Origin of the sequence: Clavibacter michiganensis subsp. tessellarius (assembly GCF_021922985.1) — a bacterium.
GTDB lineage: Bacteria > Actinomycetota > Actinomycetes > Actinomycetales > Microbacteriaceae > Clavibacter > Clavibacter tessellarius.
This window is the reverse complement of record NZ_CP040788.1, coordinates 1,865,968-1,878,056: the sequence shown is the minus strand read 5'-3', so window position 1 is coordinate 1,878,056 and position 12,089 is coordinate 1,865,968. Positions and strand designations below refer to the sequence as shown.

Sequence of the window (12,089 nt, the reverse complement as noted above, 5' to 3'; positions counted from 1 at the left end):
GCGGTCACTCCGCGGTGCGGAACGACATGGAGACCGAGTTCATGCAGAACCGGTCGCCGGTGGGGGTCTGCGGCGCGTCGTCGAAGACGTGCCCGAGGTGCGATCCGCACCGTGCGCAGACGACCTCGACGCGCTTCATGCCGAGGCTGGTGTCGGTGTAGAGCTTGACCGCGTCGCTCTCCTTGGGCGCGTAGAAGCTCGGCCACCCGCAGTGGGAGTCGAACTTCGTGTCGCTCGTGAAGAGCTCGGCGCCGCAGGCCTTGCAGCCGTAGACGCCCGTGCGGTCCTCATCCAGCAGCTCGCCCGTCCAGGGACGCTCGGTGGCCTGCTGGCGCAGCACCGCGTACTCCTCGGGGGAGAGCTCCTGACGCCACTGGTCGTCGGTCTTCTCGATCTCGTAGGCCATGGTGCGGGTCCTTTCTCGCTGGTCGATCCTAGGGGCGGCGTCCCAGCGCGCCTCCCTGGTCAACCGTCGCGACGTCCGGAGGATTCCTCGGGCGGGGGGATGCGTCCCCCGCGCAGCGCGAATGGATCGCGACGTCGGCCACCCGGCGGGACACCCCGTGCGCGTTCGCGAGGCGCCCAGGATCCCGCACCTAGTATGTGGGGGATGTCGGGGAAGGAGCATGCCGTGGACCACCGCGAAGCCCGCTCCGCCACCGCTCCCGCGCCCGAGCAGTCGGCCGCCGCCGAGCTCGACGACCGGGCCCGCGCGGTCCTCGACTTCGAGCGCGACTGGACGCGGCACGCGGGGGCGAAGGAGGAGGCCATCCGCCAGGCCTTCGGCCTCTCGGCCACCCGCTACTACCAGCTGCTGGGCGCCCTCATCGAGACGCGTCCGGCGCTCGCCTACGACCCGCTCCTCGTCGGCCGGCTGCTCCGACTGCGCGAGACGCGTGCTGCGGCCCGCGCCGCGCGCGCCCTCCCCGCCGGTCTCCCGAACCGCCCGACCGCGCGCTGACCCGCGCCCTACCGAGGAGACTCGAGACCGCCATGCCCTCCCACGCTCCCGACCGGTTCGACGACGTCCCCGGCGACCTCAGCCGCGTCGGCGCGCACCGCGCCCCGCGTCCTCGCCACCACCGCTTCCGGGCCTTCGCCTGGGCGGCGCTCGCCACGGGGCTCCTCGTGGGTCTCGGGGTCGTCGGCCTGTTCGTCATCGACGACCGCGTGTCCTTCACCGACATCATCCCGAACGACAGCGCCTCCGAGGAGGCCGCGGCTCCGACGGAGGCGCCGACCGTCGCGCCCACCACCGTCCCCGGCATGGTCGTGACCGTGCTCAACGGCACCCGGACCTCGGGCCTCTCGGCGAAGGCGGCCACGTCGATCCAGGCCAGCGGCTGGAAGATCGGATCCCGCCTCAACGCGAGCACGAACGACATCGCCACGACGACCGTCTACTACTACGACGCCGCGGACGAGGGCGCGGCGCGGGGGCTCGTGGCGCAGCTCGGCGTCGGCGACGTGCAGCAGTCGGAGCAGTTCCGCCCGGCGCAGGGCACGCCGGCCGCGCAGGCGGCGCGCCTCACCGCGGTCCTCGGCGCGGACTACGCGGCCCGCGGCTAGGCGTCGTCCGGGTCGGGCACCCGTGGGGAAACCGGGCCCCGGATCCGCCGGCCTGGCTATCGTGCTGCCTGGTCGCATGCCCCTCGCGCCCGGCTCCGCACGCCGCCGTCCGAGGGCGTGTCGCGGGGCCGATGCCGGGCTCCGCGGTCGACCCGGGGGTGGCGGCACCGCGCCCCCGTCATCGCGCAGTCGCACTGGGAGAAGCACATGGCCAACGGAACCGTGAAGTGGTTCAACGGGGAGAAGGGGTTCGGATTCATCACCGTGGACCCGGTCGAGGGCGGCGCCGCCCAGCAGGACGTGTTCGTCCACTACTCGGCGATAGAGATGGCGGGCTACAAGGTCCTCGAGGAGGGGCAGCGGGTCGTCTTCGAGATCGGCCAGGGGTCCAAGGGCCTGCAGGCCGAGAAGGTCACCCTGGGCTGACTCCGCTCTCCCGCGCCGCCGCCGTCCCCGGACGGCGGCGTCGCGCATGCCTCCCGCGTCCCCTTCCCCGCGCCCGCGCCTGTGAGCGGCTCGCTTGCACTCCCGTAGGGCGAGTGCCAGAATCGTCTCTGGCACTCCCTCACGGGGAGTGCTAGACGACTGCCTTTTTCCTGACGTCCGGGAGGGACGAGAGATACACATGGCTAAGATCATCGCTTTTGACGAAGAAGCCCGCCGCGGCCTCGAGCGCGGCCTGAACATCCTGGCCGACGCGGTCCGCGTGACCCTCGGCCCGCGCGGCCGCAACGTCGTCCTCGAGAAGAAGTGGGGCGCCCCCACCATCACGAACGACGGCGTCTCCATCGCCAAGGAGATCGAGCTCGACGACCCGTTCGAGAAGATCGGCGCGGAGCTCGTCAAGGAGGTCGCCAAGAAGACCGACGACGTCGCCGGCGACGGCACCACCACCGCGACCGTCCTCGCGCAGGCCCTGGTCCGCGAGGGCCTCCGCAACGTCGCCGCGGGCGCCGACCCCATCAGCCTCAAGCGCGGCATCGAGAAGGCCGTCGCGGCCGTCACGGAGGAGCTCAAGGCCGCCGCGAAGGAGATCGAGACCAAGGAGGAGATCGCCGCCACCGCGTCCATCTCCGCCGGCGACTCCACCATCGGCGCGATCATCGCCGAGGCGATCGACAAGGTCGGCAAGGAGGGCGTCGTCACCGTCGAGGAGTCGAACACCTTCGGCACCGAGCTCGAGCTCACCGAGGGCATGCGCTTCGACAAGGGCTACCTGTCGCAGTACTTCGTGACCGACCCCGAGCGCCAGGAGGCCGTGTTCGAGGACGCGTACATCCTGATCGTCAACTCGAAGATCTCGAACATCAAGGACCTGCTGCCGATCGTCGACAAGGTCATCCAGTCGGGCAAGCAGCTCCTCATCATCGCCGAGGACGTCGACGGCGAGGCCCTGGCCACGCTCGTCGTGAACAAGATCCGGGGCATCTTCAAGTCGGTCGCCGTCAAGGCCCCCGGCTTCGGCGACCGTCGCAAGGCGCAGCTGCAGGACATCGCGATCCTCACCGGCGGCCAGGTCATCGCGGAGGAGGTCGGCCTCAAGCTCGAGAACGTCACCCTCGACCTGCTCGGCACGGCCCGCAAGGTCGTCATCACCAAGGACGAGACCACGATCGTCGAGGGCGGCGGAGACGCCACCGAGATCGCGGCCCGCGTGCAGCAGATCCGCAACGAGATCGGCAACACCGACAGCGACTACGACCGCGAGAAGCTCCAGGAGCGCCTCGCGAAGCTCGCGGGCGGCGTGGCGGTCATTAAGGCCGGCGCGGCGACCGAGGTCGAGCTCAAGGAGCGCAAGCACCGCATCGAGGACGCCGTCCGCAACGCGAAGGCCGCCGTCGAGGAGGGCATCGTCGCCGGTGGTGGCGTCGCGCTGATCCAGGCCGGCAAGCTCGCGTTCGAGAAGCTCCAGCTCGAGGGCGACGAGGCCACCGGCGCGAACATCGTCCGCGTCGCGGTCGACGCTCCGCTCAAGCAGATCGCGATCAACGCGGGCCTCGAGCCCGGCGTCGTCGCCGAGCGCGTCCGCAACCTCCCTTCGGGTCACGGCCTCAACGCCGCCACGGGCGAGTACGTCGACATGCTCGCCGCGGGCATCAACGACCCGGTGAAGGTCACGCGCTCGGCCCTGCTGAACGCGGCGTCCATCGCCGGTCTGTTCCTCACGACCGAGGCCGTCGTCGCCGACAAGCCCGAGAAGAACCCGGCTCCGGCCGGCGACCCCACGGGCGGCATGGACTTCTAGTCCCCCGGGCGGGAGCGGCGACGCTCCCGCCCCGCATCACCACCAGCACGACGAAGCGGGCGGTCCCTCCGGGGCCGCCCGCTTCGTCGTGCTCCCCTCCCGGAGCCGGCCGCGCGACCGATCCGGGTGGTGGGGAGCCCTAGTGCGCGAACATGCGCGCGTTCCCCTCCTCCACCTCGGCGTACTGCCGGGCGGCCGAGCTCAGCGCCTGGTTGATGCTCGCGAGAGCCTCCTCCACCCGCTGCTGGGTGCCCTTCCACTCCGCCACGACGCCCTGGAAGGCGGTGGCGGCGCTCCCGGACCACGAGCCCTGCAGATCCGCCAGCTGGCCGTGCAGGCCGGACACCTCCGCCTGGATGCGGCCGATGCTGCCCTGGACCGCCGCGGTCGCGCTGAGGACAGCCTCGCTGTCCACCTGGTACCTCGTCATGTGCTCCTCCTCCTGGTCGACGGACGACCGGAGGCTAGGGGCGCTTCAGTCGGCGGGGTCGGTCTGCGGCGTCGTGGTGGAGGGCGAAGGGGCGTCCGAGCTGGGGAGGAGCGGGAGGATGACGCGGAAGGTGGCGCCGCCGCCCTCGGTCTCCACGACGTCGACCCGGCCGCGGTGCGCCGCGACGATGGCGGACACGATGGCCAGGCCGAGGCCGCTTCCGCCGGTCTCCCGGGTGCGCGAGGTGTCGGCGCGCCAGAACCGCTGGAAGATCTTCTCCCGGATCTGCGGCGGGACCCCGTCGCCGTGGTCGCGCACCTCGATGCGCGCCTCACGAGCTCGCTCGTCCACGACGGTCGCGAGCTCGATCGGGCTGCCGGCGGGCGTGAACCGGACGGCGTTGCCGATGAGGTTCGTGACCACCTGGCGGATCTTGTTCTCCTCGGCCGAGACCATGGCGAAGCCCTCGGCGGCGGGGGCGCCACCGGCGTCGGGGGAGACGGCGGCGAGCGCGTCGGTCGCCGTCTCGCCCGGGCGGCGCGTGCGTCGTGCCCGCAGCCGGGACAGCGTGGCGCCCGCGAAGGCGATCGGGCCGGTGACGTCGTTCCCGGCCGCGGCGCCGCGGAGGGCGTCGGGCGACATCTCCTGCGTGGGCTCGAGGCCGTCGGCGTCGAGGATCGGACCGACCGGGTTCACGAGCACGGGCGGGAGCGCGGTGACCGTGCGCGTCTGGGATGAGGCCATCGCGTCGAGCGCGGCGTCGCGGGCGATGGGGTAGAGGTCCACGGGGGCGAGCTGCAGCGGCTTCGTCTCGTCGAGGCGCGCCAGCTCGAGGAGGTCCTCGACGAGCCCGCCCATGCGGATCGCCTCCTTCTCGATGCGCTCCATGGCCTGCGACACATCCTCGGGCGTCTGCAGCGCGCCCATCCGGTAGAGCTCCGCGTAGCCGCGCACGGACACGAGGGGGGTGCGCAGCTCGTGGCTCGCGTCGCCCACGAACCGCCGCATCTGGTCGATCGTCTTGGCGCGGTCGGCGAAGGCGCGGTCGATGCGGCTGAGCATGGTGTTCAGCGAGCGGTTGAGGCGCCCCACCTCGGTGTTCGGCGTGGCGCCGCCGAGGCGCTGGCCGAAGTCGCCCTCGGCGATGGCCGCGGCGGTGCGCTCCACCTGGCGCAGCGGGCCGAACGTGCTCGTGACGAGCATGCGCGTGACCGCCGCCCCGAGCACGACGACGGCGAGGCCGAAGCTCGCGAAGATCACGATGTAGGTCGCCACGAGGTCGTCGACCTCGCTGAGCGGCTTGGCGACGATGAGCGTCGAGTACGCGGTGGTGTTCGGCCCGGCGTTCTGGGACACCCGCACGATGCCGTGCCAGGTGGCCTTCCCGGCGTTGTCGGAGAACTGGACGATCTGCTCGTTGCGCTCGGAGGCGCGCGCGAGGTCGAGGTCGAAGACGCGCGGGTGGGACGCGGAGCCCCCGGCCCAGTTGTCGGCGATGACGTCGCCCTGGGCGTCGAGCAGCAGCACGAAGTAGGTGGAGTCCGCCGTCTCCACGTCGTCCTGGGTGAAGGTCTCGGGCGTCGCCTGGTCGGTGCCGAGGATCTTCGGGAGCTGCGTCGCGGCGATGCGGAGCTGCGCGTCGAGCTGGATCACCATCTGCTGCCGGAGCAGGTACATGGTTCCTGCGCCGGAGACGAGGAGGCCGAGCAGGAGCAGGAGCACCGTGACGCCCGTGATCTTGGTGCGCAGGGAGACGTTGTTCCACTTCTCCGAGACGTAGTCGTGCACTGGCCGCACCTCGTGTTCCGTCATGGTGACCGTGTCCCATGAGGATAGGCGACGCCGGATGTGGGATCGGCCGGGCGCCCAGCGGGCGTCCGGCCGATCAGGAGGTGCGCGACCCGGCGGGGGTCGGGCGGGTCAGGACTTGGCGGCCTTCAGCATGTAGCCGAAGCCGCGCTTGGTCTGGATGACCGGCTCCGAGGAGTGCTGGTCGAGCTTGCGGCGCAGGTAGGAGATGTAGGACTCGACGATGCCGGCGTCGCCGTTGAAGTCGTACTCCCACACGTGGTCGAGGATCTGCGCCTTCGAGAGCACGCGGTTCGGGTTGAGCATGAGGTAGCGGAGCAGCTTGAACTCGGTGGGGCTCAGCTCGATGGGCTCCTCGCCGACGAGGACCTCGTGGGTGTCCTGGTCCATGGTGAGCTCGCCCGCGCGGATGATGGCGTCCTCGTCCGCGTGCATGGTGCGGCGAAGGATGGCCTTGATGCGGGCCACGATCTCGTCGAGGCTGAACGGCTTGGTGACGTAGTCGTCGCCGCCGACCGTGAGGCCCGTGATCTTGTCCTCGGTGTCGTCCTTCGCCGTGAGGAAGAGGATCGGCGCGGTGTAGCCGGCGGCGCGGAGGCGCTTGGTGACGCCGAAGCCGTTCATGTCCGGCAGCATCACGTCGAGGATGATCAGGTCGGGCTCCTCCTCGAGGACGGCCGAGATGGCCTGGGCGCCGTTGCCGACGGCGCGGACCGCGAACCCGGCGAACCGGAGGCTCGTGGTCAGCAGGTCGCGGATGTTGGGCTCGTCATCGACGATAAGGATCTTCGGGCCATCGCTCATGGGATGAAGTATCTGCGCGCTCGCTGGGAGCTGCCTGGACGCGGCTAACAGCCTGTGGCGAGGACGCGTCCGAGCGCTCAGGCGGCGATGCCGGCCGCGTCGAGGATCGTGTAGCCGTAGCCCTGCTCGGCCAGGAAGCGCTGCCGGTTCTGCGCGAAGTCCTGGTCGACCGTGTCCCGGGACACCAGCGTGTAGAAGCTGGCGGACAGGCCGGACGCCTCGGGGCGCAGCAGGCGGCCGAGGCGCTGCGCCTCCTCCTGCCGCGAGCCGAAGGAGCCGGACACCTGGATCGCGACCGTCGCGTCGGGGAGGTCGACCGAGAAGTTCGCGACCTTGCTCACGACGAGCACCTTCTCGGTGCCGTCGCGGAAGGCCTGGTAGAGCCGCTCGCGCTCGGCGACGGGGGTCGCGCCCGTGAGCTTCGGCGCGCCGAGGGCCTCGGAGAGCTCGTCGATCTGGTCGAGGTACTGCCCGATGACGAGGATGCTCTCGCCGCGGTGCCGCTCGACCAGCGCGCGCGTCACGTCGAGCTTCGCCGGCGCGGTCGCGGCGAGGCGGTAGCGCTCGTCGTCCGCGGCCGCGGCGTACGCGAGCCGGGCGTCGTCGGGCAGGTCGATGCGCACCTCGAAGCACTCCGCGGGGGAGATGAAGCCCTGCGCCTCGATCTCCTTCCACGGGGCGTCGAACCGCTTCGGGCCGATGAGGCTGAACACGTCGCCCTCGCGGCCGTCCTCGCGGACGAGCGTGGCCGTGAGCCCGAGGCGGCGGCGGGCCTGCAGGTCGGCGGTGAGCTTGAAGACGGGCGCCGGCAGGAGGTGCACCTCGTCGTAGACGACGAGCCCCCAGTCGAGCGCGTCGAGGAGCGCCAGGTGCGCGTACTCGCCCTTCCTCTTGGCGGTGAGGATCTGGTACGTCGCGATGGTGACCGGCTTGACCTCGCGCGACTGGCCCGAGTACTCGCCGATCTCGTCCTCGGTGAGCGTCGTGCGCTTCAGGAGCTCGGTGCGCCACTGGCGGGCGGAGACGGTGTTCGTGACGAGGATCAGGGTCGTCGTCTTGGCCCGCGCCATCGCCGCCGCGCCCACGAGCGTCTTGCCGGCGCCGCAGGGGAGGACGACCACGCCGGATCCGCCGTCGAGGAAGTGGTCGACCGCGTCCGTCTGGTAGCCGCGCAGGGTCCAGCCGTCCTCGACCAGCGCCATGTCGTGGGGCGTCCCCGGCGTGTAGCCCGCCTGGTCCTCGGCGGGCCAGCCGATCTTCACGAGCTCCTGCTTGAGCTGGCCGCGCGCCCAGTCCTGCACGCGGTACGTCATCGCGTCGACGCGCTCGGTGAGCAGCGGGGCGATGCGGCGGGCGCTCGCGATCTCGGACAGCACCGCGCTCTCCGTGCTCGACACCTGCAGGCCGCCGTCGGCGTCGCGGCCGATGACGAGGCGGCCGTAGCGCCCCACGGTGTCGGTCACGTCGACCGTGACGGACTGTGGGACGGGGAAGCGGGAGTAGCGCTCGAGCGTGGCGAGCATGTCCTCCGCGGTGTGGCCGGCGGCGCGGGCGTTCCAGAGGCCGAGCCGCGTGATCCGGTACGTGTGGATGTGCTCCGGCGCCCGCTCCAGCTCGGCGAAGACGGCGAGGTCGTGGCGCGCGTCCTCGGCGTCCGCGTGGGCGACCTCGAGGAGGACGGTGCGGTCGCTCTGGACGATCAGGGGGCCGTCGGACACGTTCGCCAGCTTAGGCGCGCTCACGAGGGGATCGGCCGGGGGGAGAGGGAGACGATGCTCGAGAGCGGCAGAGTGCGCTCGACGTCGGCGACCCGGTCTCGGGCGCGCAGGCGCCCGCCGGCGACGCTCGCGGGCTCGAGGACGTGGTCGACCTCGCGGCCGTCGGGCAGGCGGACCCGCACGGAGAGGGCCGCCTTCGCGCGGATCGCGACCTCGAGCTGCCGCGTCGTCCAGGCGGTGCCGTCGTCCGGGCCGTCGGCGGCGCGGACGCGGGCCACCAGGGCGTCGGCGGGGTCGGGTCCGGGATCCGCGGCGGGCGACCGCCCGGTCGTCGCGCGGACGACGGGCGCCACCGGCCGGCCCTCGGCGTCCTCGCGGACGGGGCCCAGGCGGGCGGCGACGAGGGCCCGCTCGACCGCGTCGGGCGTCGCGGCGGAGGCGAGGGTCGCGTCGTCGAGGCGGACGAGGCGCAGGGAGGAGAGGTCGCGGTCGACGAGCAGGGTCGCGAGGAGGGCAGCGTCGTCGGAGAGCACGGACGTCCGGGCGTCCGGGGCCCCGGGGAGGTCGGCGGGCCGGATCCGGAGGCGGCCGAAGCGCGCGACGGCCTCGTCGATGAGGTAGTCGAGCGGCTGCGGGATCCCGGTCAGCGAGACGCCGGCCAGGAACGCGCGGATGTCGTCGCCGGAGTCGCCGGCGGCGAGGGCGCGGGCGACGGATCCGGCCGAGATGCGGTAGCTGGCGGCGAGCCCGCGGCCCTCCACGTCGGCGACCGCGAGCAGGCGCGACTCGACGCGCGGATCCAGCGGGCCGGGGGAGACCACGGTGAGGTCGTGCTGCAGGTAGACCCGGTCCACCTCCGCAGGCAGGTGCGCGGCGAGCTCCGCGGCCGCGGAGTCCGCGCCCGTGGTGAGGAGGGCGCGGCCGGCCGAGCTGGGCACGTCGCCCGTCGTGATGCCGAGGAGGCCCGCGTCCCGGGTGAACGCGGTGATGCGATCGGCGATCCACGCGGATCCGCCGGGGAAGCGCCAGAGCACGCCGTCGACGAGGCCGGGCCCCCACTCGGCGTCGGCCCGCTCGGCCAGGATCTCGCGCGTCGTCGGGGCCAGCGCATCCAGCCAGGAGGACGCGAGCGCGCGCCAGCGCTCGGCGGTCGGGAGCGCCGACCACTCGGCCGCGGCGCCCGTGGCGGACCAGGCGCGGCCGGCCCGGGCGACCAGGCCGGCGCGGGCGGCGATGGAGAGGAGCACGGGGACGCCGTCGAGGTCGACCGCGAGCGCGGCCGACAGGCGCCGCGCGTCCGGCAGCGACATGCCGCCGCGGCTCAGCTCGCGGGCGGGCTCCCGCGCCAGCTCGTCCACGAGGGCGGCGACGGCGACGACCGAGGCGAAGGCGCTCTCGCCGGCACGGCGGTCCACCTCGTCCGGGTCGCCGCTCGGCACGGCGGCGAGCGGGGCGGGAGGGGAGAGGCGGGCGAGCTCGTCGGTGCCGGGGCGGCCCGCGTCCGGCCAGGATGCGAGCTCCGCCTGCACCTCGGGATGCGTCGTGATCCCGTCCTCGTCGAGGCCCGCGAGGAGGGTCGCGGATGCGCGTCGGGCGGCGTCGGCGACGACCTCCGCGTCGACCGGGTCCTCGCCCGACCGCCGCGCGATCGCGTCGCGGACGACGGACAGGGGGACGCGCCGGGAGGCCGCGCCCTCGGCGCAGGCGACGGCGAGGACGGCGAGGGAGGTGCGGTCCAGCTGCTCGAGGGCCCGCGCGACGGCATCCGGGGCGAGGAGCGCGTCGGCGAGGTCGAAGAGGTCGTCGACGCGCGCGGCGTCGACGCCGCGGTCGCGGACGAGGTCGGCCAGCGCATCGTCGTCCAGCGCACGCAGGCGGGACGCGAGCACGAGGGCGTCGGTCATGGTCGTCCCGCTAGCGGGACGTGCCGTCCATGCGACGCCGCCGACGGACGCTGATGACGAGGATGGCGATGAAGAGGAGCGCCGCGATCGGGATGCCGACCGCCGGGAGCAGGAGGATCACCTGCCAGACGGGGGTGCTGTACTGCGACGCGTCGACCGCGATCAGCGGGGCCAGGAGGATCGCGAGGATGCTCAGCACGGCGACCAGCAGGATCCCGGCGAGCATGTACGCGAGGATGCGCTCGGCCCGTCCCTCGCTCGGTGCGGTCTCGGATGCCATCCGCTCAGACTACGCCGTGGTGCCCGCCCGGGCGCGTCGGCATGGGGATCGGGATCGCGTCGGCCCCGGCAGGTCGCCGTCGAGGGTGGCGTCCGTACCCGGGCCGCGCGGGGCACGGGCGAATAGACTGGACCGCCCACCAGCACATCGAGCCCCGACCGGGGCGCGGAGCCCCTGGCAGGGGCGAGGGAAGAGGATCGCATGCCCACCGGCAAGGTGAAGTTCTACGACGAGGACAAGGGGTTCGGGTTCATCAGCTCGGACGACGGCCAGGAGGTATTCCTGCACGCGTCGGCCCTGCCCTCGGGCGTCGCCGGCGTGAAGGCCGGCACCCGGCTCGAGTTCGGCATCGCCGACGGCAAGCGCGGTGCGCAGGCGCTGTCCGCGCGGATCCTCGACGCCCCGCCCTCGCTCGTCCGCATGTCCCGCAAGCCCGCCGACGACATGGCCGTCATCGTGGAGGACCTCGTGAAGGTGCTCGACGGCATCGGCACCAACCTCAAGCGCGGCCGGTACCCGGACGACGCCCACAGCCGGAAGATCGCGGCGCTGCTGCGCCGGGTCGCGGAGGAGCTCGATGCCTGATCGCGTGGAGGACGAGACCGTCGAGGAGACGACGACGGGTGACGTGCCCGAGGAGACGCCGCTGGCGCCCGCGCCCGCGGACGCCGGTGACGCTGCTGATGCCGGAGGCGCCCCGGACGCGGCCGCCGACGAGCCGGCCGCACCGGCCGTCCCCGACGCCGAGCTGCTCGCCGCCGTCGACCTCGCGCGCGCCGCGCTGCTCGAGATCACGCCCGCGGACACCGTCGGCGACCCGGCCGGCTCCACGGTCGAGGGCGATCGCGTGCTCTCCCTGCTCTTCGCGAACACCATGGCGGGCTACCCCGGCTGGTACTGGACCGTGACCCTCGCCCGGGTGGACGACGCGGCGCCGACGGTCCTCGAGGCCGAGCTCATGCCCGGCGAGGGCGCGCTGCTCTCGCCCGAGTGGCTGCCCTGGTCCGACCGGCTGGCGGGGATCGAGGCGGACGAGGAGGCGGAGCGCCTCGCGGCCGAGTCCGGATCCGACGACGACTACGACGACGAGTCGGACGACGACGAGGACTCGGACGACGCCTCCGACGACGACGCGGAGGACGCCGACGACGTCCTCGACGGCGTCGACTTCGAGGGCGCCCCGGCACCCGACGACGACGATGACGATGACGATGACGATGACGATGACGACGACGACGACGACGACGACGACGACGACACGAGCTTCGACGGCGCCGATCGCTGACCCGAGTCCCGCATGACGACGACGGCGGCGGCCCCCGAGGGGACC

General features: G+C 72.8%; 13 protein-coding genes. 6 read left to right on the top strand and 7 right to left on the bottom strand.

What is annotated here, in order from left to right:
* Positions 1-4 precede the first annotated feature (4 nt).
* On the bottom strand, positions 5-406 hold the full coding sequence (gene msrB, locus FGG90_RS08645; RefSeq protein WP_043673531.1) for a peptide-methionine (R)-S-oxide reductase MsrB: 402 nt from the start codon (positions 404-406) through the stop codon (positions 5-7).
* A 225-nt stretch (positions 407-631) separates the two neighbouring features.
* Between msrB and FGG90_RS08640 the strand changes: the two genes are divergently transcribed.
* From FGG90_RS08640 to groL, 4 genes are all read left to right on the top strand, one after another.
* Positions 632-961, top strand: a complete 330-nt coding sequence (locus tag FGG90_RS08640) for a DUF3263 domain-containing protein (RefSeq protein ID WP_237583273.1) — start codon at positions 632-634, stop codon at positions 959-961.
* Positions 962-993: 32 nt separating this feature from the next.
* Positions 994-1,569: a LytR C-terminal domain-containing protein gene (locus tag FGG90_RS08635; protein ID WP_094128015.1), complete on the top strand. Its 576-nt coding sequence runs from the start codon at positions 994-996 to the stop codon at positions 1,567-1,569.
* 207 nt (positions 1,570-1,776) lie between these two features.
* Positions 1,777-1,995, top strand: coding sequence for a cold-shock protein (locus FGG90_RS08630; RefSeq protein ID WP_094128018.1), 219 nt, complete (start codon positions 1,777-1,779; stop codon positions 1,993-1,995).
* 199 nt (positions 1,996-2,194) lie between these two features.
* Positions 2,195-3,814: a chaperonin GroEL gene (groL, locus tag FGG90_RS08625; RefSeq protein WP_043673543.1), complete on the top strand. Its 1,620-nt coding sequence runs from the start codon at positions 2,195-2,197 to the stop codon at positions 3,812-3,814.
* Positions 3,815-3,953: 139 nt separating this feature from the next.
* On the opposite strand, the gene FGG90_RS08620 is transcribed toward groL, so the two are convergent.
* The 6 genes from FGG90_RS08620 to FGG90_RS08595 all read right to left on the bottom strand — a co-directional run bounded on the left by FGG90_RS08620 (position 3,954) and on the right by FGG90_RS08595 (position 10,759).
* Positions 3,954-4,244 carry a WXG100 family type VII secretion target gene (locus tag FGG90_RS08620; protein ID WP_063071387.1) on the bottom strand — a complete coding sequence of 97 codons (291 nt, stop codon included), beginning with the start codon at positions 4,242-4,244 and terminating at the stop codon, positions 3,954-3,956.
* A gap of 45 nt (positions 4,245-4,289) precedes the next feature.
* Positions 4,290-6,056: a sensor histidine kinase gene (locus tag FGG90_RS08615; protein WP_237583272.1), complete on the bottom strand. Its 1,767-nt coding sequence runs from the start codon at positions 6,054-6,056 to the stop codon at positions 4,290-4,292.
* 108 nt (positions 6,057-6,164) lie between these two features.
* Entirely contained in the window at positions 6,165-6,857 is a 693-nt protein-coding gene (locus tag FGG90_RS08610; RefSeq protein ID WP_012039163.1) for a response regulator transcription factor, read from the bottom strand.
* Between the two features lie 77 nt (positions 6,858-6,934).
* On the bottom strand, positions 6,935-8,575 hold the full coding sequence (locus FGG90_RS08605) for a DNA repair helicase XPB (RefSeq protein ID WP_094131431.1): 1,641 nt from the start codon (positions 8,573-8,575) through the stop codon (positions 6,935-6,937).
* A 20-nt stretch (positions 8,576-8,595) separates the two neighbouring features.
* A complete protein-coding gene (locus FGG90_RS08600; RefSeq protein ID WP_094128023.1) occupies positions 8,596-10,479 on the bottom strand; it encodes a helicase-associated domain-containing protein in 1,884 nt (627 codons plus the stop codon).
* Between the two features lie 10 nt (positions 10,480-10,489).
* The gene (locus FGG90_RS08595; protein WP_094128026.1) at positions 10,490-10,759 is read right to left on the bottom strand and encodes a hypothetical protein; all 270 of its coding nucleotides are present in this window, start codon (positions 10,757-10,759) and stop codon (positions 10,490-10,492) included.
* A 201-nt stretch (positions 10,760-10,960) separates the two neighbouring features.
* Between FGG90_RS08595 and FGG90_RS08590 the strand changes: the two genes are divergently transcribed.
* Positions 10,961-11,344 (top strand): cold-shock protein, encoded by a 384-nt coding sequence (locus FGG90_RS08590; protein WP_086517722.1) that lies wholly within the window; start codon positions 10,961-10,963, stop codon positions 11,342-11,344.
* A complete protein-coding gene (locus tag FGG90_RS08585; protein WP_237583270.1) occupies positions 11,337-12,044 on the top strand; it encodes a DUF3027 domain-containing protein in 708 nt (235 codons plus the stop codon). The genes FGG90_RS08590 and FGG90_RS08585 overlap by 8 nt, the downstream gene beginning before the upstream one ends.
* The last annotated feature ends 45 nt before the right edge of the window (positions 12,045-12,089 follow it).